This is a genomic window from Armatimonadota bacterium (assembly GCA_017993055.1).
GTDB lineage: Bacteria > Armatimonadota > UBA5829 > DTJY01 > DTJY01 > JAGONM01.
In genome coordinates this window covers 73,395-98,458 of sequence record JAGONM010000010.1, presented here as the reverse complement: position 1 = coordinate 98,458, position 25,064 = coordinate 73,395, and the positions used below count along the sequence as shown (strand labels likewise).

General features: G+C 64.2%; 18 protein-coding genes, 1 tRNA gene and 1 pseudogene. 13 read left to right on the top strand and 7 right to left on the bottom strand.

All coding sequences use genetic code 11. The annotated features are described in order from the left end of the window. Window positions 1–48 precede the first annotated feature (48 nt). Window positions 49–693, top strand: a complete 645-nt coding sequence (locus tag KBC96_06120) for a sigma-70 family RNA polymerase sigma factor (protein MBP6963964.1) — start codon at window positions 49–51, stop codon at window positions 691–693. Between the two features lie 37 nt (window positions 694–730). On the opposite strand, the gene KBC96_06115 is transcribed toward KBC96_06120, so the two are convergent. After that, the gene (locus KBC96_06115; GenBank protein MBP6963963.1) at window positions 731–1,495 is read right to left on the bottom strand and encodes a PEP-CTERM sorting domain-containing protein; all 765 of its coding nucleotides are present in this window, start codon (window positions 1,493–1,495) and stop codon (window positions 731–733) included. Between the two features lie 166 nt (window positions 1,496–1,661). On the opposite strand from KBC96_06115, the gene KBC96_06110 reads away from it, so the two are divergent. The 3 genes from KBC96_06110 (at window position 1,662) to KBC96_06100 (ending at window position 7,494) form a co-directional block, all read left to right on the top strand. Next, a tRNA-Ile gene (locus KBC96_06110) sits at window positions 1,662–1,736 on the top strand. Window positions 1,737–2,094: 358 nt separating this feature from the next. Continuing rightward, window positions 2,095–2,760 carry a hypothetical protein gene (locus KBC96_06105; protein ID MBP6963962.1) on the top strand — a complete coding sequence of 222 codons (666 nt, stop codon included), beginning with the start codon at window positions 2,095–2,097 and terminating at the stop codon, window positions 2,758–2,760. Window positions 2,761–3,006: 246 nt separating this feature from the next. Continuing rightward, complete coding sequence (locus KBC96_06100; GenBank protein ID MBP6963961.1) at window positions 3,007–7,494, top strand: hypothetical protein; 4,488 nt, start codon at window positions 3,007–3,009, stop codon at window positions 7,492–7,494. Between the two features lie 96 nt (window positions 7,495–7,590). On the opposite strand, the gene KBC96_06095 is transcribed toward KBC96_06100, so the two are convergent. From KBC96_06095 to KBC96_06085, 3 genes are all read right to left on the bottom strand, one after another. Next, window positions 7,591–8,232 carry a redox-sensing transcriptional repressor Rex gene (locus KBC96_06095; protein ID MBP6963960.1) on the bottom strand — a complete coding sequence of 214 codons (642 nt, stop codon included), beginning with the start codon at window positions 8,230–8,232 and terminating at the stop codon, window positions 7,591–7,593. A 99-nt stretch (window positions 8,233–8,331) separates the two neighbouring features. Continuing rightward, the gene (rsmG, locus tag KBC96_06090; GenBank protein ID MBP6963959.1) at window positions 8,332–9,027 is read right to left on the bottom strand and encodes a 16S rRNA (guanine(527)-N(7))-methyltransferase RsmG; all 696 of its coding nucleotides are present in this window, start codon (window positions 9,025–9,027) and stop codon (window positions 8,332–8,334) included. Between the two features lie 94 nt (window positions 9,028–9,121). Beyond that, window positions 9,122–10,297, bottom strand: coding sequence for a family 10 glycosylhydrolase (locus tag KBC96_06085; GenBank protein MBP6963958.1), 1,176 nt, complete (start codon window positions 10,295–10,297; stop codon window positions 9,122–9,124). Window positions 10,298–10,449: 152 nt separating this feature from the next. On the opposite strand from KBC96_06085, the gene eda reads away from it, so the two are divergent. The 6 genes from eda to KBC96_06055 all read left to right on the top strand — a co-directional run bounded on the left by eda (window position 10,450) and on the right by KBC96_06055 (window position 15,203). Next, window positions 10,450–11,106: a bifunctional 4-hydroxy-2-oxoglutarate aldolase/2-dehydro-3-deoxy-phosphogluconate aldolase gene (eda, locus tag KBC96_06080; GenBank protein ID MBP6963957.1), complete on the top strand. Its 657-nt coding sequence runs from the start codon at window positions 10,450–10,452 to the stop codon at window positions 11,104–11,106. A gap of 46 nt (window positions 11,107–11,152) precedes the next feature. Then, a complete protein-coding gene (locus tag KBC96_06075; protein ID MBP6963956.1) occupies window positions 11,153–11,581 on the top strand; it encodes a four helix bundle protein in 429 nt (142 codons plus the stop codon). Window positions 11,582–11,640: 59 nt separating this feature from the next. Then, window positions 11,641–12,420, top strand: coding sequence for a M55 family metallopeptidase (locus tag KBC96_06070; protein ID MBP6963955.1), 780 nt, complete (start codon window positions 11,641–11,643; stop codon window positions 12,418–12,420). A gap of 77 nt (window positions 12,421–12,497) precedes the next feature. Then, window positions 12,498–13,481 (top strand): sugar kinase, encoded by a 984-nt coding sequence (locus tag KBC96_06065; GenBank protein ID MBP6963954.1) that lies wholly within the window; start codon window positions 12,498–12,500, stop codon window positions 13,479–13,481. 30 nt (window positions 13,482–13,511) lie between these two features. After that, window positions 13,512–14,792 carry an ankyrin repeat domain-containing protein gene (locus tag KBC96_06060; GenBank protein ID MBP6963953.1) on the top strand — a complete coding sequence of 427 codons (1,281 nt, stop codon included), beginning with the start codon at window positions 13,512–13,514 and terminating at the stop codon, window positions 14,790–14,792. Between the two features lie 72 nt (window positions 14,793–14,864). Beyond that, on the top strand, window positions 14,865–15,203 hold the full coding sequence (locus KBC96_06055; protein ID MBP6963952.1) for a nucleotidyltransferase domain-containing protein: 339 nt from the start codon (window positions 14,865–14,867) through the stop codon (window positions 15,201–15,203). 136 nt (window positions 15,204–15,339) lie between these two features. On the opposite strand, the gene KBC96_06050 is transcribed toward KBC96_06055, so the two are convergent. Next, entirely contained in the window at window positions 15,340–16,911 is a 1,572-nt protein-coding gene (locus KBC96_06050; protein ID MBP6963951.1) for an N-6 DNA methylase, read from the bottom strand. Window positions 16,912–16,918: 7 nt separating this feature from the next. Next, window positions 16,919–17,965 (bottom strand): annotated as a pseudogene (locus KBC96_06045) (AccI family restriction endonuclease). A 126-nt stretch (window positions 17,966–18,091) separates the two neighbouring features. Between KBC96_06045 and KBC96_06040 the strand changes: the two are divergent. Continuing rightward, window positions 18,092–19,984: a hypothetical protein gene (locus KBC96_06040; GenBank protein ID MBP6963950.1), complete on the top strand. Its 1,893-nt coding sequence runs from the start codon at window positions 18,092–18,094 to the stop codon at window positions 19,982–19,984. 150 nt (window positions 19,985–20,134) lie between these two features. Here KBC96_06040 and KBC96_06035 read toward each other — a convergent pair whose 3' ends face one another. Then, window positions 20,135–23,371: a TIGR03790 family protein gene (locus KBC96_06035; GenBank protein ID MBP6963949.1), complete on the bottom strand. Its 3,237-nt coding sequence runs from the start codon at window positions 23,369–23,371 to the stop codon at window positions 20,135–20,137. Between the two features lie 302 nt (window positions 23,372–23,673). Between KBC96_06035 and cdaA the strand changes: the two genes are divergently transcribed. Together cdaA and KBC96_06025 are read left to right on the top strand one after the other, a co-directional pair. Continuing rightward, entirely contained in the window at window positions 23,674–24,567 is an 894-nt protein-coding gene (gene cdaA, locus KBC96_06030) for a diadenylate cyclase CdaA (protein ID MBP6963948.1), read from the top strand. Next, entirely contained in the window at window positions 24,564–24,968 is a 405-nt protein-coding gene (locus KBC96_06025) for a YbbR-like domain-containing protein (protein MBP6963947.1), read from the top strand. The genes cdaA and KBC96_06025 overlap by 4 nt, the downstream gene beginning before the upstream one ends. Window positions 24,969–25,064 lie beyond the last annotated feature (96 nt).

Below are 25,064 nucleotides of genomic sequence, written 5' to 3'. Positions count from 1 at the left end.
AGCCCTGTAATCTCTTACTGCAAGATTCGTGCCAATGGCGGCCGGGGGATGTCGTTCCCCGATCTCATCCAGGAGGGGAACATCGGCCTCATCCGCGCGGTCGAGAAGTTCGACTACCTGAAGGGCTACAAGTTCAGCACATACGCCACATGGTGGATTCGCCAGGCCATCACCCGCGCCATCGCCGACCAGGGGCGCACGATCCGCATACCCGTGCACATGGTCGAGACGATCAACCGGCTCATGAAGACCCAGAGCCACCTGACTCAGGAGCTCGGGCGCGACCCGACGCTCGACGAGATCGCGAAGGAGATGGAGATACCGGTCGAGCGCGTGAGCGAGATCTACCGCATCGCGCCGGAGCCGCTCTCGCTGGAGACTCCCATCGGCGAGGAGGAAGACAGCCACCTGGCTGACTTCATACAGGACCAGGAGACCGTATCGCCCGACGACGCGGCGACCCATCAGCTTCTGCGGGAGCGGATCGTGGAGGTGCTCTCCGAGCTCACTCCGAGGGAGCGCGACGTGCTTCGGATGCGGTTCGGGCTCGACGACGGCTACCCGAGGACGCTGGAGGAGGTCGGCCGGCACTTCGCGGTCACCCGCGAGCGCATCCGCCAGATCGAGGCGAAGGCGCTGAAGAAGCTCCGCCACGCCAAGCGGCGCAAGAAGCTCGAGGAGTACCTGACGTAGACCTGTCGGAGGGGCGGCGAGAGCCGCCCTTCTTGTCTTATGCGCGCCGCTTACGCAACGCCGACGCGGCGATGCCCGCGAGCCCCATCCCCAGTGCCGGCATCGCGGCGGGCTCGGGGACCGGATACTCGCCGGTCAGAACATACTGCTCGAAGCGCATCACGTAACCCTCCGCGATCATCGCCTCGTGCGTGGGAGAACTGACCCTCAGCATCGGCAGCCAGTCGGCCTGTGGGAGATACCAGTACGGCTCGGAGGCGTGGGCGGTCGGGATCGGCAGGTCCCACACCCGCAGGTTCGCGGGAGCGCCGGGGACGCCCCGGTTATCCACCATGACTAGCCGGTAGCCGACCTCGACGCCGCCGACTGCGGCGGGCTGGAGCGATCCGGAACTGAGGGTCCGCAGGAAGAGCCGGATCGGATCGGGGGTGGCGTTCGGCATCCCCGCGATGCGCAGGTCCCAGACCTTCGTGCCGCCCGGGTATGAGGCTGGGGTCGCTGGAGAGCGTATATCCCTCGTCCAGGTCCGTGTATCCTCCGCAATGACCGTTGATATCCACCGAACCACCTGTGGGAAGTCAGTAAGGTAGTAAGCCTCCAAGTCCTCTCGTTCCCACGCCCCTGGGCGCGGACCGTCGATGGCTAAGGGAAGCGCTCCTGCCTGCATATCTATACCGGAGCCACCACCAGAACCGTTATCGGCTCTTAGGCTTATGCGCCAGTTGTCCTCGGCGGCGAGGGCTGTCGAGGAAGCGACTGCGGCCAGCAAGACGAACAACAGGACATTTCGAAGCCTGACCATCTCCTTATTCCTCCCGCCGCGCTCCTCATTTGAAGCGGAACGCGGCGCCCACACCTGCATAGACTGGTTTTGCATCGGAAAGGTTTCGCCCGGCGCGCTCCGAACTTGACGCCGGGGCCGATTTCTGATACCCTGACGATGCTCCGAACCGCGCTTCGCGAGATGCGGGCCCATAGCTCAACGGCAGAGCGGTCGGCTCATAACCGATTGGTTCTTGGTTCGAATCCGAGTGGGCCCACCATTCCCCCCATACCCGTCACGCGCGTCCGACAAACGCAAACGCTTGCTTGTCTGCTAAAAAACTTATCAATCCTGTGATTGAAAGCGTGACAAGATGGGTATAATCTATCAGGTTTTCGCGGATCGGATTCACGCGCCGGGAACAGAGCGGCCGCGCGCGGCGTCCAATACATGCGGGCGTCGCCCTCGAAACCGCGGTCCATGGCGGCCCTCCGGAGTCATTCAGGTATTATTACCAGTTGACCCGGAGGCGGAAAAGCGATAAACTGACAAGGGTAACTAGTCTCCGCGCGATCCGGCGCGGGCGGCCTGACGGTATCGGGCGCCTGCGCTAACGTCGAACGAAGTGAGGTCAGCAAATGTTCAAATCCGCAAAGGTTTTTCTCATCGCTATTGCCGCAGTCTCGATCTGCCTCCCGGCGTCGGCCGCGATCCAGAACGTCTGCGCCCCCTCGCCCGGCCCGATCAACGGCGGATGGAACCTGATGTCTCTGCCCGCGATCCCGACGAACCCGACGCCTGCGGCCGTGCTCGACGAGTACGGATCTTCACTCGAGGGAAACATCTACCGCTGGGACGCCGCCCTGCAGAACCTCGTAGCCTACTCGGAGTGGACCCCGGAGGCCTTCGGGAACATGCTGATCACCGAAGGGTACTGGCTGGCGCTGCCCGCGGGCGCGCCCGCTCAGCTATGCTTCGAGGGGATAACGGACAACGACACGACGGATATGTGGATCAGCCTGCCGAAGACCGGCTGGACGATCATCGGCTGTCCCTACTCCTACCAGGTTGACTGGAACGCCGTCGAGATCACGGACGGCACGGTGACTCTGCCGCTGGCCGCCGCGAGGGGCAGCGCGTGGTTGGAGACCATCGCTTACTGGTGGGACAGCGGCACGCAGAACCTGAAGCAGATGGGCCTCGACGACGACTGGGGCGACACCACCACGCTCGACCCATGGCACGGATACTGGGTGGAGAGCAAGAAGGACAACCTGGCGCTGATCGTGCCGGCCGCGAGCTAGGCTCGCCCGAAAGACCTCACAGGATTGCATCGAAAGGCCCGCCGTCCGGCGGGCCTTTTTGCGTCCCCAGGCCGGCGGACCCGGGCGCGCCCCCGCAGGAATGCGTGGAAACCGCCCGCGCGGGCGGTTTCGCGGGGCATTTCGGCTCGGTAAATTTACCTGTTTTTACCCAAAATGGTAGCCGAATGCTCATTTGTATGGTAGACTTAGAGTCGGCAACAACCACACCTGAAAGGGGGATTCACCTTGAAGCACAAAGCTGCAATCGGCGTCATCACATTGGCGTTGATGCTGGCGTTGGCGCTCTCGGCGCAGGCCGCCGTAGAGATCTACGGCGCTAAGGCGTCCCAGTACGTCCCTGCGTTCATTGACTATACACTGAATAGTCAAGCCGACGTCACGATCCAGATCAGGCCTTCCGATGCGGGAGGCACACCTACCGGCGCGGCAGTCCGCACCGTAACGTTTACGGGGCTGGCCAGAGGTTTCCACAGATTCATCTGGCTCGCGGAGCAGGACGACGCATCCACCGCCCCGATGGGCTACTACGTGGCCGAGCTTTCCGCCACGTCCACCCGGGCGGCCTGGGGCCCGATCATCGGCCCATTCACCGGCGTCAACCCGACCGTAGAGGGCGGCTCAGACCCCGCGACGACTGAGGGCTTCTACGGCACGGCGGTCAACTGCTATCCCGCCACCGGCCAGTACTACGGGCGCATCTACGCCGCCCACAAGACGAACAAGGACATCTACATGTACGGCCCGGACGGGACGTACCTGGGCAAGTTCCAGGATGAAGCAATCTCGTGGGGCGCCAGCGCTCCGTGGGACGTCGCCGTGGCCGACGACGGTTACGTTTACGTCTGCGACCGAAGCATGATGTTCGCCTACTGCTTCACGCCGGACGGCCAGTTCGTCTCCCAGTCGCCGACGCAGACCAACCACCGCGCGATCTTCGCGCGCAAGACGCCTGACGGCAAGACTCACATATACCATTCCGGCGGCACGGTCATAAAGAAGATGACGGTCAATGCAGACCACGTCACCTGGCAGACCACTCCGTTCGGCGGCAACACGCTGTTCGCGGCCTCCGGGGCGAGCAACTGCGGCATGTGGGCGAACGCCGACAACACTACCGTGTACGTCGCTTCGAACGGCGGCGACTACAACGGCGTCAGCAAGTGGAACCTCGTCAGCGGCGCATGGGTCCAGGACGGCGCCTTCGCCGTGGGTCCCCCGACGCCGGCGGCAGGCCAGCAGGGCACCACGGACGTGACGTTCGTCGGAGGCGCGGTTCCTTCCCTGTGGATAAACCGCCAGGTCTCCTCGACCTACTTCCCGGTGCGCAAGTCCGACCCCGCCACCAACGCGATGATAAGTGAGTTCGGCAGCCCGTTGAACTGGGGACTGATGATCTCCAACGACGGCGTCGGCAACATCGCGGCGAACTGGGGCCACTCCACCTGGACGTGGGCGAACCATTACTGGGCGCTCTTCGCGGAGGCGGGCACCTACACGTGCTCCACGAAGCGGACGACCGCCTTCCAGCTCACCGCGACCCCCTCCCCGGTCGTAGTCCCCGGCAGCGCCGTGTGGACCCCGGACAACACGATCGCGGCCGACGACTATGACACGGCGTCCGTGTCGTTCAAGATCATGGACGTCAACGGCTGGGCGGACATCATGAGCTGCACGGTTGACCTGAGGCCGATCGGCTACTCGGGGACAGCGCCGTGCTCGCTCTCGCAGGATGTGTCCGACGCGACCGGCAAGACCGCGATCGCGACGCTGAGCGGCATCAAGGCCAAGGTCGGCACTCGCTGCACGACCGGCTTCGGCCAGCCGGTTCATTTCCTGACGGCCACCCCGGTTGACGCGGCCATGGGGAGCAACGCCGACCCCGAGGAGCTGAAGCTCCAGGTGACCGGCGACCCGTACTTCGACGCCAACATAAGGCACACCAGGGTATCAACCTGGTTCATCAGCGGAGCGCAGATCAAGGCTGTCGGCGGAGGAATCCCCGGCGCTACCGATCCGCGCGCGCAGGGCCCGTTCACTTACTACTCGGCCCTCAGCGATGTCGGCGGATACGCGAACATCGAGCTGTCCGCGGGATCGTATGCGGTGAGCGCTTCCAAGGTGGGTTTCGGCAGCACCGCGCCGATCAACATCACCGCGCCCTACACCGGATTCACTGTAGAGCTCTACCTGAGGCCGCTGACCATCGCCGAGGCGAGAGCGACCCCGAACGGCACTAAGGTCAACGTCGAGGGCGTCTGCTACGCTCAGCCCAAGGGCCTGGCCCCGACCGCCGCGGACGGCCTCGAGACGAGGACCGACACGACCTACAAGCGCGGCCAGTGGTACGTCTGCGACCCGAACAGCGCCGGCAACGGCATGCTGTTTATGGTCACGGCGCCCAGCGATACCTTCCCGTTCCAGTGGGACGACGTCGACGGCCAGGACTTCCTGGGCAACTCGACGTACTTCGGGAAGCGCCCGGCAGTCGGTGAGACGATCATGATCACCGGCCTTCTCGACATCCCGGGCGGGCACGAGCGCAGAGTGCTCATCCAGAACACCGACATCGAGACCGGCCTGGCGAACTTCAACATCCTGCCGACGTACTCCAACCTCGGCAACCTCGGCGGACTGCCGGCAGCCCCGGTCAATCTGGCCATCACGGACTTCATGCACGGCGTCACGCAGAGCTTCCACGAGGCGTGGGGCAAGTTCGCAAAGACCGAGAATGCGATCGTGCTCGGTTACACGGCCGACGGCACCGAGACCGGCATGACACCGGTTGACGCGGTCCCGTACCTCACGGTCGCGGACCTGGCCGGACACACCGCCCAGATCGCGATAGACAAGCCTGCCACCCTGGGGAATCCCGCGATACCCTCGATAGGCAGCGTCTACACCTTCACCGGCGCGGCGGGCCGCAGAGAGCGGTACGGCAGCGGCTGTATCCGCGTCCGCGGCGCGAGCGACATGGTGGAGACGGCGGCCGCGCAGGCGGTGCTGAAGGTCAACCTGGTTGACCAGGCAGCCGGCGCAGTCACCGGCGCACAGTGGAGACGCGTAGGACAGACGACCTGGTTGAACAGCGGCGCGCTGGAACTCCTGGCCGCCGGCTCCTACGACATCGAGTTCAAGCCGGTAACGAACTACGTTACCCCGGCGAACGCCAACGTCTCCGTAACGGTAAGCGCGGTGACGACCGTCACCGGCACTTACACCAAGTACGGAACGCTCAAGGTGACGTTGCTGCCGGCGGCAGCCGTGACCGCGGGCGCGCAGTGGAGGCGAGTCGGACAGACCACCTGGTTGAACAGCGCGGCGAGCGAGAGCCTGCCTCCTGGCAACTACACGGTCGAGTTCAAGCCCATTTCGGGCTTCACCGCGCCGGCCCCGTTGGCGGTCACCATAGTCGCCGCCACCGCGAACAACCAGACGGCGACCTACTCCGATTCGCTGCCTGCGCCGGACGGGATGGCCGTCATACGGACCAAGAACGACGGCGATCCGATCAACGTCCACGGCATCGTCTCGGCGAAGATCGGGGCCGCCATCTGGATCCAGGCCCCCGACAGAAGCGTCGGTATCCGTGTTGAGGGTACCTCGAGCGCCGTGGAAGTCGGCGACGACGCACAGGTCGTGGGCGCTCTCGACCTCCAGGACGGCGAGATGGTCATCGTTCCGACGGCGATCGCGGAGCTTGTGAACGGCACCACCGCACCCGCGGCGCTCGACATGCGCTCCAGAGAGATCGGCGGCAAGGCAAGCGGCACGACCCCGGGCGTCAGCACCGGGCGCGGCGCGCTGAACGTCGGTCTGAAGATCCACTTCCTCGGCATGGTCACCTCGGCCGCTGCGAACTCCTACTACCTGTGGGACGGCGCGAACCGGTCCGACATGCCGGTCAGCGACGGCGCAGGGACGGGCGTGCTCGTTGAGGCTGCCCCGCCTGCAGACGTGGCTCCGTGGACAGACTGGGTAGACGTGACCGGCGTAGTCGGCGCCAAGGACCTCGGCGGCGGCGTGATTGCCCCGACGATCGTCCCGATCTCGGCTGCGAAGGTGACGTCGTTCGACACGATCGCTGCTCCGTCCGGCACCGCCCTGACGGCCGGTTGGAACCTGCTCGGCCTGCCGGCCGCGCCGGCCGCCGTCAGCGACGGCGACGAGTGGACCCCGAAGGCGTGGGAGCCGTACATGGTTCTCAGCCCGACCCAGGATCCGTTCGACATTGACGGGCGGATGTACAGATGGGAGAACTGCTCCGGTTCTCTCTACAACTGGGACTACTGGACAGAGGTCGGCTCGCACGGCCCGTTTGGCGGCGCTCTGCTGGGCGACGGCTACTGGATGCAGCTCAGCGATCCGTGGGCCGTTAGCTACAGCGGCAAGGCGAGCACGCTCGACCAGTGGATCGGTGTCTGCAACACCGGATGGATGATCATCGGACATCCGAAGCCGCACAACACGTACATGGCCGACCTGATCGTCCATGACGGCGGCGCGGTGTACAGCATGACCGACGCAGTGCTGACCAACAACTGGATAGACTGCGTAGGCTACTGGTGGGACAACCAGGTACAGAGCCTGATTGACGTCGGCATACCTGACTGCTGGGGCTCCACGGACACTCTGCTGCCGTGGCATGGCTACTGGCTGCAGGCATACGAGAAGGATCTCGCTCTGATCGTTCCTGAGGCCCCCGTAGCTCCGTAAAGCGGAACTCTCCGCAGAACGGTAGACAGCAAGACGGCCCGGCTGATTGCTCAGCCGGGCCGTTTTTTCGCACCCCCTCAGGGACGGGCGGGAAAATCAGCGATCCGGGCCGTCGGCGGATAGGTGGTAGGAGAGAACGGCAAGCTCCTGGATGAAGCAGACGTTGCGCACGACCACGTCCTCCGGGACGCGGATGGTCGTCGGGGCGAAGTTCAGGATCACCCGGACATTCGCCTCCACCAGTTGATCGGTGACCACCTGGGCCGCCGATGCGGGAACGGCGATGATGGCTATCCGCGCCTTGAAGGCCTCGTTGACCTGCTTCAGGGCGTCCACGTCCAGGACGTCCAGGTCCCACAGGCGCTGGCCGATCTTGTTCTTGTCGTTGTCGAATGCGGCGACGATGTGGAAGTTGTGACGCCGGAACGCCGGGAAGCCTATCAGGGCCGAGCCGAGGTTGCCCGCGCCCACCAGGATGACCGGCTGTTCCTTCTCGACCTTCAGGATCTTCGCCAGGCGGGACTGCAGGTCGTACACGTTGTAGCCGATGCCCGGCCGCCCGAACTCCCCGAAGTACGAGAGGTCCTTCCGAAACTGAGCCGCATGGATGCCCGTCGCCTGCTCGATCTCGGACGAGGATATGGTATCCACGCCGGTCGCTTCCAGGTCGTTCAGGTAACGTAGATAGGTCGCCAGACGCTCCAGCGTCGGGACCGGGACTCTCAGGCTTCGAGGCATGACGCAGTTCTCCTCCTCGAGTCGGCGGCAAGTTCGTGCATTATTTCACAACCGCCTGATACTACCACAGCGGCGGCGGCAATGCAACAGCGCCGGGAACTAGAGGGGATCGGCGGACGGTACGCCCGCCTTGCGCGGGTAGGCCGGCGGGGTCCGGCGTTCCTTCCGGACCAGGACGATCGTCCGCCCGTCGCCGGTCCCAGGGAGGGAGAAGGCCTCGGCGCGCGGCGCGCCTCCCCCGAGCGCTCGGATGGCGTTCCCGGCATCGGCGACCTCCCCGGCGGCGGCCGGCCCCTTGTACGCGGCGAACCACCCGCCGACCCTGCAGAACGGGATGCACAGTTCGGCAAGGACGGGCAGGCGGGCGACGGCGCGGGCGGCGACCAGGCCGTACCGCTCCCGATGCGCCTTATCGCGGGCGGCGTCTTCGGCGCGGGCGTGGACCGTCAGCGCCTCGGAGATGCCCAGTTCGCGCAGGACGACCTCTACGAACGCGAGTTTCTTGCGGACGGAGTCGAGCACGGTGATCCTGAGGTCGGGCCGGGCGATTGCGAGCGGGATCGCAGGGATGCCCGCGCCAGAGCCGACGTCGAGAAGGGACGCGCCGGAGGGTACATCCAGCACGGAGAGCAGGGAGAGCGAGTCGAGGTAGTGCTTGAGGGCGATCTCGGACGGCTCCACGATCCGCGTGAGGTTGACGCGCTCGTTCCACTCCAGCAGGAGGGCGGTGAAGGCGTCGAACCGGGCGGCCTGGTCGTCGTCGAGCGCGATGCCGAGCTTCGCGGCCCCTGACATCAGTATCTCTCTCGGGGAATCGTTCATCTCGTGTCGGGGAACGGTGAGCGCCCCGGCGGCTCCGGCCGCCGGGGCGTCTCGACAACCGTTGATCCTACTTCGGGGCCTCGGACGGCCTGTCGGGCTTCCACGGCAGCTTCGGCACGGGGGCAGGCTCCTTCCAGACGCTCGCCGCCAGTTTGTCCGCCAAGGCGTTCGCGCTCGATCCCTGGCTGAAGGCGAAACCCGCCACCCCGAGGCCCTTATCCCGCGTCTGGCGGACCTGAGTCACCGCGCCGTCCACATTGCCCTTGAAGAGCATGATGGTATTCACGGCCGTCCGCCCGTACGACCAGCGCTTCATGCCGTCGAGCCAGCCGAGGTACATCGGCACGTGCTTCTCGTTCGCGGGGTCCTTGTAGTTCATCGGCATATTGATGTCTATCAGGCCCTTCTCCATCCAGAGCCGCCAGTCCTGGAAGACGTGGGCGTAGGCGTCGGTCTTCAGGAAGTCGTCCGGGCACGCGCCCCACGGGATCGTCGCGGCGGAGAGCACCACCCACGGCTTCGTGCCGTTGATCTCCTTCTGGATCGCCTTGACGGTTTCCGTGACCTGGTCGCGGCGCCACTGGCACCACAGGTAGTCGGCCTCCAGGGGTTTCCCGGTGCGGCCGTAACGCTTGTTGAATGCGGCTACTGCGGCGTCGCTGTAACCGTATTTCCGGCCCGGGTAGCGGATGTAGTCGAGCATGATGCCGTCCACGTCGTACTTCTTCAGGATGTCCGCGACTATGCCGACCAGGTACTCCCTCACCCCGGGCGCGCCCGGATCGAGGAAGGTGCCCTCACCGCCGGCCACGACGCCGTCCACGTCCTTCGTCAGCCACTCGGGGTGCCGGAGCACTACGTGCTTCGGGTCCGTCGGCGGGTTCTTGCCCGTCCAGGTGCGGTAGGTGTTGACCCATGCGTGGACCTGCATGCCGTTCTCTCGGCCCTTCTTCAGGATGTAGCCGAGCGGATCGAAGTCGGCGCCGCCCTTGATGTTGGTCGCGCGCGGCTCGTAGGCCGAGTCGTAGTATGCGTCGCCGACGCGCCTTACCTGGAACTGCAGGACGTTGACGTTCGCCTTCTTCGCCCACGCGACGGTCTGGTCAATCTGCTCCGGGCTGAGCCCGCCGTCCACCCAGTGGTGGATCTGAATCGAACGGAACTCCGGCTGCGCGGCGCCGGCGGCTCCGGCGGCGGCGATGAGTGACAGCAGCATCGCCGTCGCGACTACCTTTGATCTCATGATGATGGCTCTCCTTGCGTGTATCCGAGGCGGGGGAAGTCGCCTGCAAAGTGCCCCATTCTACCACGTTTTGCCTGTTTTGGGTACGCTCTGTTTCGGTTGACTGAGCACCCGCCTGGGTGATACCCTTACGTCAGCCCGGAGGTAGGATGATGACGGACAAGAAGCAGATTCTCGACGGCATACTCGAGTGCGGCATCGCGGCGGTGGTACGCGGCGAGTCGGACGAGCAGATACTGAAGGCGATCGAGGCGGCGCTTCAAGGCGGCGTGAACGTGATCGAGGTGACGTTCACCTGTCCGAACCCCCTGCAGATCATCGAGGCGCTCGCGAAGAAGGTAAGCGACGATGTGATCCTCGGCGCGGGGACGGTCCTGACGCCCGAGATGGCATCGAGCGCGGTGGACGCGGGGGCTCAGTTCATCGTGAGCCCGAGCACCAACCTGGCCACCATCGAGACGGCGAAGTCGAGGGGCGTCCCGTTCTTCCCCGGCGCGCTGACCCCGACCGAGGTCATCACCGCGTGGCAGGCTGGCGGCGACATCATCAAGATTTTCCCGGCGAACGTGATGGGGCCGAGCTACTTCAAGGACCTGCACGGCCCGTTCCCCGACATACCGTTCATGCCGACCGGCGGCGTAGACCTGAACACGGCTCGGTCCTGGCTCGAAGCGGGCGCGGTCTGCCTGGGCGTCGGAGGAGCGTTGATTGATAAGAAGCTGATGGCTTCCGGCGACTACGCCGAGATCACGAGCCGCGCGCGCAGGTTCAGGGAGATAGTGCGGGAGTGGAGAGCGGTGAGTGATTAGTTATGAGTTATGAGTGATTTGTGATTAGTCGTGAGGGAGGATAGCGATGACGGAGCACGGCCATGCGGATAGCTTTCGCGACCTCGTGGTATATCAGAGAGCCAGAGCAGTCACTTCCGCGATCTTTCGGCTGAGCAAGCTGTTCCCCAAAGACGAGGTCTACTCACTGACCGATCAGGTCCGGCGCTCCTCTCGTTCAATAGGGGCCCAGATAGCTGAGGCATGGGGCAAGAGGCGCTATGAGAAGCACTTCGTGAGCAAGCTGACCGATGCCTGCGCGGAGGAACTCGAGACGGAACACTGGGTTGAGATGGCGCGTGAGTGTGGGTACGTTTCGCAGGAGCAGTCTGAACAACTCATGGCGGACTTGGACGCGATAGGACGCATGTTGAGCGCCATGATACAGAAGTCTCACCTGTTCTGCACTGCAAGGTCGGACCGAGTACGCGAGGACATCGCCGACTACCTGGCCTGACCACTCCCACTCACTCATCACTCATCACTAATCACTCATTACTGACCACTGGGGGTTACATGAAGATACTCGTCTTCGTAGACATGGAGGGCATCAGCGGGATATCGGGCAGCGATCACGTTCTGTCCGAGGGCAAGCTCTACCAGGACGCGCGACGCTACTACACATGGGACGCGAACGCGTGCATCAGGGCGTGCTTCGACGCGGGCGCTGAGGGCGTCATCCTTCGGGACGGTCATGGATCGGGGAACCACTTCATCACCGTCGAACTCGATCCTCGCGCAGAGGTCGTCCAGGGGCAGAGTCCCAGACGGCTGCCGGGCATCGAGGAGTGCGACGCGATGATCCTGCTTGGCTACCACGCGATGGCGGGCACTCCCGGCGCGCTCCTGGAGCACACGATGTCCTCCAAAACGGTGCAGAACTACTGGCTGAACGGGCGGAAGGTCGGCGAAATCGGGCTCGATGCCGGCGTGGCGTCAGACTTCGGGAAGCCGGTGATCATGGTCTCCGGCGACGACAAGGCGTGCGCGGAGGCCTCGGACTGGATACCCGGCGTCGTCACCTGCCAGGTGAAGGTCGGGCTGTCGTGCCAGGGCGCGAGGATGCTCTCGCTCGACTCGGCGCACGGGTTGATCGCGGAGAAGACGAAAGAGGCGATCGGCAGAATCGGCTCGATCCCACCGATGCCGATCGAGCGCCCGGTGACGTTCCGCAAGGAGATGGTCGAGCGGATCGCCGTCCAGAACGGCTTCGCCAGACCGGACATCAGGGTGCTCGACGCCCGCACGGTCGAGACGACGGCGGACACGGTCGAAGAGGCATACCTGCGGATTTGACATAGGTCTCATCTGTCGCATGCGTCCCATGGGACCTGTAGGACAGATGAGACGGATGAGACCAGTAGGAGGACAGGATGGCACAGGTAGTCACACTCGGCGAAGCGATGCTTCGGCTTTCGCCGCCGGACTTTCACAGGCTGGAGCAGACGGACTCGTTCGACGCCAAGATCGGCGGCGGGGAGCTGAACGTCGCTGTCGGCGTGTCGAGGCTCGGGCTCGAAAGCGCGTGGGTGACCAAGCTGCCGGAGAACCCGATCGGCCGGATGGTCCGCAACAAGGCGCGCGAGCAGGGGGTGGATACGTCCCACATCGTGTGGAGCAAGTCCGGGCGCGTCGGCATCTACTTCCTGGAGTTCGGCGCGAACCCGCGGGCGTCGAGCGTCCTGTACGACCGCGCCGGCTCGGCGGTCAGCACGCTCGCGCGGGGCGAAGTGGACTGGGCGAAGGCGCTCGACGGGTGCAGGCTCTTCCATGTCAGCGGCATCACCCCGGCGCTGAGCAAGTCGTGCGCGGAGGCGACCTTCGAGGCGATGCGGGCGGCGAAGGCGGCCGGCGCGAAGGTCAGCTACGACGTCAACTACCGCAAGAAACTCTGGACACCCGACGAGGCCAATGTCTGCCAGGTGCCGATGATGGAGTACGTGGACATCCTGATCACGACCGAGGAGGACACGGCGGTCGTCTTCGGCATACGTGAGGAGAGCTACCATGACGTCGCGGTCAGGCTGAACGAGCGGTTCGGCTTCGAGGTCGTGGCGATCACGCTGCGCGAGGACCTGTCAGTCCTGCGGAACGACTGGTCCGCTCTCGCCTACTCGGGCGGCGCGTTTCACGAGAGCGCGAAGTACCCATGCGAGCTGATAGACCGCGTAGGCGGCGGCGACTCGTTCACCGCCGGGTTCGTCTACGGCTACCTGACCGGCGACTGGCGCAAGGGCGTGGATTACGGGGTCGCGTTCTCGGCGCTCAAGCACTCGATCCCCGGCGACCTGAACTGGGCGACGCTCGAGGAAGTCGAGGCGCTCCTCGAGGGCGGCGGATCGAGGATTCAGCGATAGAACTACGGGGTGTCGGATGGAGGCGGAAGCATGATTGATGGAACCAGGAATCAGCGCGTGATCGTCGCGGGGCTGATCGCGGGTGTTCTGCTCGCGGGGTGCAGCCAGCCGAACATCACGAAGTCGGTCCTCGAAGGTGACGTGAGGGCCGTCGAGAGAATCCTGAAGAAGCATCCCGGGCAGGCGAACCAGAAGGACGCGGGCGGCAACACCATCCTCCACGCGGCGATACGCACGGGCGACGAGGAGATGGTGCGGGCGATTCTGCTGGCAGGGGGCGACCCGAACACCCCGAACTCCCAGGGCGACAGTCCGCTGGAGGACGCGATCTGCCGGGGCTCGGTAGACGTCGCCCAGACCCTGATCGCATTCGGCGCGAAGAAGGATGACCCTGGCAGGCTGCTCAGGCGCGCTGCGTGGGCGGGGCATATTCCCGCGGCCGAGTTCATGCTCAAGGAAGGCGCGAACGTGAACGACAGGGCGAAGTCCGAGAGCGGAGGAAACAGCACCGCCCTGCACGCGGCGGTCGTCGCCAACCGGCCGGACATGGTGGACTTCCTCGTCAGGAACGGGGCGGACCCGAACTTCGCCGACGGGGCCGGGCACACGCCCCTGCACCTGGCCGCTGAATCCGTCTACACCCAGATGACGAAGACGCTGCTCGCGGGCGGAGCGAAGGTCGGTATGCGGTCGAAGACGGGCGAGACGGCCCTCCACAGGGCGGCGGCCTACGGGCGGACCAAGACGGTCGAGGCGCTGATAGCCGGCGGGGCGGACCCGAACGCGGCGGCGGACGACGGGTACACCCCGTATGACTCCGCGGCGATGGCGCGCGCGGCCGAGACGATCAAGACCCTCAAGAGCCTGGGCGCAAGGCCGTCGAACCGCTGGGCGCTGGTGGACGCCGTGATGCTCGAAGACACGGCCGCCGCCGCGAAGATCATCGCGCAGCGTCCCTCCGCGGCCACCGAGCTGATCAACGGGCAGACGGCCCTGCACTTCGCGGCCAGGCATGGATGCACGGCGTCGGCGCGACTGCTGATCGAGCATGGGACGCCGGTGGACATCCGCGGCGGCGAGGGGGAAACGCCCCTGCACACGGCCGTCGTGCGGGCGAAGACGGAGATGGTGAAGCTCCTGCTCGACCGCGGGGCGGACGTGAATGCGAAGGACAGGAACGGCCAGACGCCGCTCGCCTACCTCTACAAGTTCCAGTCGCCGGTCCGCCTGCCGCAAGGCGGCCCGGTCCCCCTGAAGCCGGAACTCAAGCCGATCGAGAAGCTGCTGATCGAGCACGGGGGTAAGCTGTGACAGGAGAGCATCCGCGGTGGCCCGACCTTGACAGGTTTCGTCCACACGGCTAACATGGAGTCCGGTACGGACATGACCAGGCGCGATCGTCAGACTAACCAGAAACTCATCCTGAGCATGGTGCGCAAGCTGGCGGCTGAATACTCGCCGGAGCGGATCATCCTGTTCGGCTCGTATGCCTACGGAACGCCTGACGGGGAGAGCAACATAGACCTCCTCATCATCAAGGACACGCCCGAGCGGTTCATGGACCGCTGGACGACTGTCAGGCGCATCCTCTCAGACCCTCAGCGAAGGACGCCCCTCGAGACTCTCGTCCTCACGCCTCAAGAGATCAGCCGGCGGCTGGAGATCGGCGACCAGTTCATCGAGACGATCATGAGGAGAGGCAAGGTGCTCTATGCGGCCTGACGAGTCGCAGTACCCACAGGACTGGAAGAGCATCGCCTCGAAGGACTTCGGCGTGATCTCGGAAGAAATATCGGAGTCTCTCCTGGAAGCGCGGCAGAGGAAGATGTGAAGAACGGGACAGCTGCCGTCCTATGCGTTATATGGATTCAGGAGAGACCGAGTAGTCCGCCCTCTTCTCCATTACGAAGCCGAGTTGTTCGCCCAGTCGGAAGTCCCACAGGCCAGCCTCTTCCACAGCCGACCGCGGAAGCGGCAAGCGTTCCAAGGCACGCGGTTCTACTTTGACTGCACCCGAGCCGTAGGACTTGCCCACCAATGCCAATCCTGCCACAGTCTGTGGGTGCTGTAGGACCTGATACAGCTTCTTCACGAGAAGCGGACTATCGATACGCGGATATACGCAGAGAAAGCCCGTCAGAGGCAATACACCTGCAGTATTCAGTATGAATCGCGCATTACGCCGTCCCAGATAGGCGAACAGCAGCGGTGGAACAGACCGACACTCCATCTTGTACCAAGGCCGACGCGTGGATATGAGAGCCTTTCTGTGGAAGCCTTCTTCTTCTCCGGCTCGTATATAGTCGCGCAGAGTCTCGGGCAACGACTCGAAAGGCTGACCGTTCACAGACAGAAGGAGAGTAGGTCGGTCTCGTCTCTCCAGATCGGTGATCGTCTCATCTGTTATGCACGAACCCTGCACATCGCGGGTGCGCCCTATCGCGGGGGTCAGGAACTCCGGAGGGATGCCCAACTCCTGTGCCCGCTGCTTCGTAAGGAAGAAGAAGCTGTTCTCTCCTGTGGCTATCCCGCGCATAACCCTGGCGAAATCACCGAGGGTGGGGCCTGTATCCATGCCTTCCTCCATCGGCGGTCGCGACATTCCAGTCTTCAGGCCTTCTGCGATGCTGCGTATGTGGACAGAGATTGCCCCATTCCTGTCGTCGCTGAAGCCGGAGGCAATACAGCGAGTCAGGTCGTCGGTCTGTGAAACTGCACACCGGGCCCAACAGAACTCCGCTCTTGGGCGGGACTTCTGAATGAGAACAATCATAGGATTCGTATCAACCCCTGGAAACGGCGTCGCATCAGGGGTGAATGTCACCACCGCGTCCACCCGGTAATTCAGTGCTATCCAACTCCACAACGTATTTGCGAACACTCCTTCACATGTGTCCGCCGGGAGAATGAACGCGAGTCGCCCGCCGTCAGCCAGTATTTCCAGTGCTCGGACCAGAAAGTAGACATGTGAGCCCGCTCGCGCGTCCAGACTCCGCCCCAGCAGTCTCTGGCACAGACATCTCATCTCTTGCTTCAAGGAAGAGGAAAGGCGGTGATGTCGGATGTACGGTGGGTTAGCTACTATGGAATGCGGCCGGACCGAAGGGGGATGCAGCAAGAAATCGGACATCGCAACCCCCGACAAATCCTCCTCAATGAGCCCGGTTGTCAGAGCCTCGTTCAGCGCCGCCTGGTCAATCTCGCATCCCATTAGCCTCAGTGTCGTACCGGTTCCATACCCATGTGCCTTTGCCGCTCGGAAGAATGCTCCGGCGCCAACCGCAGGGTCGAATACATGGTCAGAGGTGTCGCCCACGGCATAGGCGACCATGGCGGACGCAACCCAGTCGGGCGTCCAGAACTGACCCTTGGCCCTCAGTGCTTCTCGCTCATGCCAGATAGTCGGGAGCCTCTGATGTGATGTTGCCACTATTGTTCTACCCTTTGCTCACAGACAGTTTGTCCAGCTCAAAGACGGCTTCGGGTGACAGCGCCAATCGTCCTCCCTCGAAGCGCACGTAGGGCATTATGTGACCGTTCTTATCGGTTATGCTGTCTGCCGTCAACACAGGTTCCTTGGTTGTTTCGCCCAGAACATACGCGTGCTGATAGTAAACCTTGTAAATGATCTTCCTGGTAGTGATTCCGTTGGGAGCTTGAAACACCTGAACCGTCGGCTCGATCTGCCCCGAGCTGATAAGGCGCTCGATCTTGTTCAGAGAAATGCCAAATGCCAGATCATGGAACACATGCCATATGTGAATCGGCACCCGCGATTGGGACTGCCACGAGTCCAGTGGGGCCCTGTCTTCCTCTTTGATGATGATCGTGGGCACAATCGCCGTCTTCTTCAGTCCAACCTGACCGTTGAGGCGCTTCTGGATGGTGAGATCCCTGCCATAATCCGGCATCATTCGGGCCTTTCACAGGCTGTTTTCGCATTCCACAGCGACAACGGCCATGGACAGAATGCGGCGCATTCTGGGATCGTCTTCACTGGTGAAAGGCAGTTCGGGAGTTCCTCCGATGCTTTCAAGAAGACTGCCAACGTCCGCCTTGTCGTCAATTCGGAACACGAGAATATCCGGACGTTTGATGTTGCCGAGTCCTGCCTTTTCGAGACGCTCGAAGTACAGCTCAAACTCTCGGATGTCGTCGTCTGGTGCGGTATCGCTTGGCCCGTATGGTATGGCATAGTATCTGCGACTTGCATTGACGGCCTGCATGATGCGGTCCTCGCTCCATCGGCCCTGAGACCAACGCATCAGAAAGTCGCTTCCGCGCAGCCTTCGCGGGTTGAGGAAGTGGTCTTCCCAGGGGCAGTGGGAACCGCCCGTAAGGCTAACCTCCAACTCCTCCGAAGGCACCATGAGCTCACGTTCGAACGGGTGGAGTATGGCCGGATGCTCTGCGGGTTCGGCGCAACCACATTGGTGTTTCAACTCGGCCTCCCAACACTGGACTGCAGTCGTGTCTCTACGCATAGATTATCACACAGATGCAGAACTCAGTCAACACTTCAACAGATAGCTAAGATCGGTTTCCTCCCTCTCCTTGCCCTACCGCCCCCGCGCATGATACAACTGGGCCAGACTCACCCGCGGAGGCCCATGTTGTCGCTCATGTTCATATTCTTCATCCTGCTCGCCCTGTGCCTGGCCGCTCCTCGATCGGAGGCGAAGCCCCTCTACACCTACGATCTGACCTACACCCTCAAGCTCAATCGGGAGGACCCGAACCAGCGCCGGAAGGCATGGGACGACGCGCATTTCGTCTCATCCATTCAGGGCATCGTGAACCGCAAGGAGCCGAGGCTCTACCTCTACTTCGTGGGCGGCGAGAACGGGAGCATTGACCGCTACTGGCTCGATAAGCTTCAGGCTAAGGGTGAGTGGCTGGCGGACTACCAACTCGAGGCAATCCCCGACCTCGACGCGCTGATCCGGCGGTTCCGGGGCGACATCGAGGGCCTGGTCGTCTACGATGAGAAGGTCTCCGCGACCTCCAACGTCGCATCCACCATCGCCGGCGTCGAGGACCTGGCGTGCGTCCGGTTCGACCTCGAGCCTGGCTCTCTCTACCATCATCTCACCGCCGACCTGAAGCTCCCAGTGAAGGAGTGGCTCGTCAACCGCGACGGCACGAGCATCTTCACCGGCAAGGGCGCGATCCCCGGCAGCAAGACCCCCTCGACCGGGAGCGCCAAGTGCGACGCCCTGATCTGGGCGAAGGAGAAGTACCTCGACACCGGCAAGTGCGATCCCACCAGGATGGGCTACTACCTGGACGCCTACTGGCTCAAGCGGCCGGAGGGGTACGTCCCGAACCACACGCTCTCGAACCACGACTACTTCATCGCGCACAAGGGATTCTTCTTCGACCTCGGGCCGTGGGACGACGAGACGCCGGTTGACGACGCGAATCAGCCGCTGGGGGCCGACCTGAGGACGCTCCAAGCGATCCTGCGCTCGGCGTGGGAGCAGGTCAAGGGCAAGAAGATGATCCACATCGGCGGCTTCACCCCCTGGGACAAGAAGTACACCGACAGTCACGCCTCGGGCGGAAAGCATGGCGGCGTGCCGACTGAGTGGCGGATGGCCGAGGTCACCTCCTGCTTCAACGCATTCGTGGACGCCGATGCGCTCGGGCTCTCGGCGATGGCGAACGCCTCGGTCTACCAGCACTATCCGCTCGATGCGCGCTATCCGCAGAAGCTGCCTGCCCTGGATGATTTGAAGGCCAAGGGCTACATCGATGCCGATGGTCAAGTGTCCCATAAGTCCTATGTGACCATCTACGTCGGCGACTACGACTCGGCGGCGTGGCTCTACCACAAGCTCCCTGAGATGTGGGACGACCCGGCTCGCGGCACGATTCCGCTGGGCTGGGCGTTCAACCCGAACCTCGCGGACCGGTTCGCGCCGGGGATGGCATACTCGCGGAAGCACAAGTCGGATCTCGACTTCTTCGTGGCGGGCGATGTCGGCGCGGGGTACGTCAACCCGGGGCATCTCCAGGAGCCGAGGGAGTACTCGGGCCTCCCGTCGGGCGTGCGGACGTGGGCCGATCATTGCAGGCGGTACTATCGGCAGTGGGACCTCTCGCTCACGGGGTTCATCATTGACGGGTACGCGCCGCCGATGTCGGACGAGACGCTCGACGCCTACGCCGAGTTCTCGCCGGCGGGGATAGTGGCGCAGAAGATCGGCCGCTGGGGAGTCCGCAAGGGGGTGCCGTACATCCGCATGTCGGACGACCTGGTGCACGGCCCGGAGCAGTCGGCGCAGGTGGTACTCGATCGCGTCGAACAGGAGCGGTCACGGAGCGAAGCCCCGGCCGCCGAGCCGGTATTCTTCATCTTCCGCGACATCCTCTGGACGCCGACCGCCCAGAAGCAGCTCTTCGAGGCGATCAAGGCATCCCCCAGGGGCGCGGACGTCGAGATCGTGGACCCGTACACCCTCATGCTTCTCATCAGGCAGAACGGGAAGAATCGGGAGTAGCCTTCCGCTGTCCGGGCGGTTGAAACCGCGACAACAGAGGCACGAAGTCCCCCTCCGTGGACTGGGGTCTCCATTGCCCGCAGGGGCGCTCTGTAAACCAGTTGCCCTGACTTCAGTCGCCAGATACTGACAAGACGGCCGCGCCTATCGCTACGGATTCGTAGGTGAAAGAAGCCCGATGTCACCGGACCTGCCGACGAGAAGCGCCCGGTAACCCGCGATCATCGAGCTGACGCCGGTCGCCCTCACCATCTCGCCCACGCCGAACGGCGGCGCGAACTCGTGGCACATCACCCTCACGCCGATCTCGTCGCTGCCGTCGCTCAGGTAGAAGTAGTCCTCGCCTACGCTGACGACGCGCCCCCATATCGTAGAGAGCAGGCCGATGTTGTAGAGGGTCAGCGATCGAGACGGGCTCGTGATGCCGGCGGCGGTTCGCATCGAACCTCCCCCGAGAAGCCTGTTCGTGAACCCGATCGGCCGGGGCAAGGCACCACCGCGCGACACGATCGAGAGCGACTTCGCCTCGATGCACCGCTCGACGTTCTTCCCGCTCAGCATGATCCCCGCGACCGACACGACGTCACCGTCTGCGGGCATGTCCTTCGCGACGACCTTGATGCCTGCGGCGCGGCCCTCCTGGACGTAGAAGCAGCCGTAGGAGGGAAAGACGCGGGTGACGACGGCCGACCGCACGTACACCCAGCTTCCGCCGGGCACGTCGAAGAGGTCGGCGACCGATGCGGCGCGGTTCCCGTTCACCGTGATGACCCTTCGCGACGCGCTCCCCTGGGTGGCGACTGCACCCGCTTCATATGCGATCGCCTCAATGGTATGGTATCCGTCCGCGAGCGAGGCGGTGTCGAGGGAGATCGTGTAAGTCGGCCCGGCGCCCGAAGCCGTGCCGCGGAAGCGGTCGTCCACCCAGAGTTCGACCTTCGATATGCCCTTGTCGTCCGAGGCGGCGATCTCCACCTCGACGATGCCCCTGAGCGCGGCTTCGCCGGCGGAGGGACGGACTATGGCCACCGAAGGAGGCGTGGCATACGGCGCCATCAGGGGGTCTCCGGCGACGATGAAGGTCCACGGGGTCGCGGCGATGCCCATCCAGGCGCTCTCCGCCCAGGTGAAGCCGTCAACGTACCTCGGGAAGGTGTACTCCGGCCAGGTGTTCCCGAAGAGCGGTTCCGAGACCGAGCCGATCGCGCCGGAACAGCCCTCCGCGAGGTAGTCCGCGATCAGCGACTGCCCGGTTGCGAACCGGTATGCCCGTCCGCCGGATAGCGCGGCGGTCCCGGACGCCGGGAACCTCGCGCCGCACACGGGGGTGACGCCGTCCGGGCGGTATATCTGGATGTAGCCTTCGACCGGAGCGGAGCACGGCAGGCAGATCGTCCCGCCCTCGAAGCACGCGCTCGAAACGACCGAGCCGTCGGGAGCGTGGAGCCTGGCGGTCCACCCCGAGTAGACCCAGCCGTAGATGCGTATCGAGCCGGGATCGCCCCATGCCTGGCCCTCGTCAACTATCGAGTTGGCGGAACAGCGCAGGTACGCGGGCGGCTCATCGAGCGACCTGCCGTCGGTGGACACGAAGCACATGGCGATCGAGCCGGGCTTCCAGGAGAAGCTCGGTTTCGCCCACTCGGTGTTCCATTTCGACGCGCCGTCGTTGCTGCCCCACCCGGCGTAACCGGCGACGGGACCGAGGCCGGGACAGGCCCCGGTCACGAATCCCCATTCCGTGTCGCAGAGCACGTCCCGCCCGCGCTCGCCCAGCGCGGCGGCGGTCCTGGCGAGCATCTCGTTGCCCACCGGGTAGTTGCCGGCGGACTCGTCCATCACGAACCGGCCCGTCGTATCCGGCGAGAGGGAGGCGGCTATCATGGCCTCGACGTCGTCCGGCACGCCGTTTCCGCCGCCCGCGGTGTCCCGACCGTAGGCGTCGAGCCTGCACACGAGGTACATCAGCCTGACCGAGTACGGCACGGTGGTATACACCCGCTCGGTGCTCCTGCCCCCGTCCGAGGTCCGGTAGATGACGCCTCTCCACGGCTGCTCGTCGGAGTTCGGCTGGGCGAACCAGCCGGTCTTCTCGTTCGCGAAATAGACGGCCTGCCTGTCCTGCTCCCCCGACCTGACGGTGCTCCAGGTGAGGCCGCCGTCGTCGGTGTACAGGAGCCGCCCGCTCCACGACGATTCGTCCGCGCTGTCGTATCCGCAGGTCGTGACGATCCATCCGACTTTGCGGTTGATGAAATGGCAGTCCGTGATGTTCTGATCGAGCATTCCCTCGATGCGAACGCGCGACCAGGTCCTGCCCCCGTCGGTCGTGCGGCAGAGGAGCATGCCGTAGCCGCATACCCATCCGTACCTGGAGTCCGCGAAGAACACCCTCGTCAGCGAGCCGTTCGGGACTCCGTTCCGCGCGGGCGTCCAGGTGTCTCCGCCGTCGGTCGTGCGCATCATGTCTCCGTCGCCGACGATCCATCCGTTGCGTCGGTCGGCAAAGAACACGTCATTCAGCTCCGCGGCGGCTCCGACAGACTGCGGCATCCACGTGTCGCCGCCGTCGCCGGACCTGAGGGCCAGCGGGGCGCCGCGCTGGTCACGGCCGACGATCCACCCGTCCTTCTCCGAGGTGAACCAGACTCCCTTCAACAGGACGTCCGGGGAGGACGGGCCGCCCCTGGTCCTCTTCCACGTCTTGCCGCCGTCGGTCGTCTTCAGGATGCTCTCCCGCACGCCGACGGCCCAGCCGTTCCCGTCGTCCGAAAAACAGGCCCTGGTCAGCTCCGTGAGCACGCCGAGGCAGCCCTCCTCGCTGATATTCTGCCAGTTCACCCCATCGTCGCTGCGGGCGATGTACTGGCCGCCCACCGCGAAGATCGCGCCGTCCGCGCTCGCGGCGATATCGTTCACCGAGCGGGGATCGTTCCAGAACACTTTGTTGGCGTCGGAAGCCCTGAAATCGGCGAAGCCGGTCTCCTTCCCTACGTAGGGATTGCCGGCTCCCTCGATGCACGGGGTGACGCCGTCGGTCCAGCGCTGGAACGCGAGGGTCAGGCTGCTGTCCACCGAGTTGCCCGTGGATGTGACTATGAGGGGTATGCCCTTCGTGAGCACGATGTACTGAATCTGCTCGACGAGGTTGTGAGCGGTCAGGTAGTTTTCGATCGGGTACAGGATGGCGTTCTTGAAGTCGGTCGAGTTGATGCTCTCGCCCGCGGTGCAGCGGATGCGGCAGACGTTCGCCGCCGGAATCTTCCGGGCGGACCGGTAGTGCTCGCCGATGGCCCTCGATACCGCGCTGTTCTCGTTCACGACGAGCAGCACATTGTGCCGTCCGCCGCCCGCGAAGGCGGTCGCGCAGGACAGGACCGTCAGCAAGGCGACGAGGAACGCCGCCGGCGAGCGCCGGTGTCCGCAAATGCGTCTCGAGTTGAGTCGGCAAGAAAGCCTGAGTCCGTCCATGGGGATGTCGCTCGGTCGGGCCGCCTCCGGGAGGCGTGGCAGTATGTCCGGGGGGTCTGATTATTATACCCACAGAAGGCCCATCGGTCAACATTTCCGGCGGGAGGCGATTCGTCACGGGCGTTTCGTGTTGACCGGGCACGGCTCCTGTGCTATACTTCTCAGCGAGTCCAACCCCTCGTTCACGGGCCAAATAACTGCACTCAGGCGCGTAGCTAATGTCGGCCGTCTTAAACTGGTTTGCACAGCTTGGCAGCGTTGACTATGTCGGATTGCTGACCACCGTCGCGGACATAGCCGTCGTCGCGTTCGTCACCTACAAGCTGATGATGCTCGTCAAGGGCACCAGGGCGTGGCAGATCCTCTGGGGGCTGGGCGTCTTCTTCCTCTTCGTCATCATCAGCGAGTGGCTGAACCTGCGCGCGCTCAACTGGCTGCTCAAGGTCTTCCTCCCCCTCGGCCCCGTGGCCCTCGTGATCCTCTTCTATCCCGAGCTTAGGCACGCGCTCGAGCAGGTCGGGCGGCTCAAGTTCCTCGGTGACGGGTTCGTCATGCTGGGACGCGAGGACATCACCAAGCTGGTCGAGGAGCTTACCAGGGTCGCATCCGAGGCGTCGAACTCCAGGACCGGCGTGCTGATCGTCGTCGAGCGCGAGGTAGGCCTCGACACCACCATCCGCACCGGCAAGGAAGTGGACGCGGAGGTCTCGTCGGAACTGCTGAGAACGATATTCCACCCCGGAAGCCCCCTGCACGACGGCGCGGTGATCATCCGCGGCGACCGGATCGTGGCCGCGAGCTGCATCCTCCCGCTCAGCGACAGCCCGCGCATCGGCACGATGATACACACGAGGCACAAGGCCGCCGTCGGGATCACCGAGCAGAGCGACTCGATAGTCCTGGTCGTGTCCGAGGAGACCGGCACGATCTCGATCTCCGCCGACGGCCGCCTGATGCGGGGGCTGACCCCGGATCAGGTCAAGGCGAAGCTGCTCTATCTCCTCCAGGCGGGCGCCGGAGAGGACGCGAGGTCGCATCTGCGCCGGAAGGTCTCCTCGGCGCTCTCACGGGTCTGGACCGGGGACAGCGGCGTCGGGCACAGGACTAGATGATGAGGCACAACATCGGCTACAAGCTGCTCTCGCTCGCGATCGCCATACTGGTGTGGGTCTACGTGAACCAGTATGCCGACCACCGGGGCAACGCGTCCGGCGGAAACGTGAGCAAGGTGCTCTTCATCTCCCCCGTCACCACCGGGAAGCCGCCCTATCCGCACAAGGTGCTCGACATCGAGGTGGAACCGCAGTCCGTCACCCTCACGGGCCGCCCGGCCCGCCTGATCGAGATCAGCACCGTGTCCACGGAACCGATCCTGCTGGACGACCGGACCGAGACCTTTTCGAGGCGCGTGAACCTCGTCGCGCCCGCGGGGACGTCGCTCGCGAACGGCCGGACGGCGGCGGTGACGGTCCGAATCGCGACCGTGGAGGCCGCGCCCGAAGAGACTGAGTGATATCCCGCTCCGTTAGCCCTGAGTATATCGTTATATGGCCGCATGTGCGGGGAGCAGAACCCCCTCGGCCCGGAGGCCGGTCCCCCTTGGCAAGGG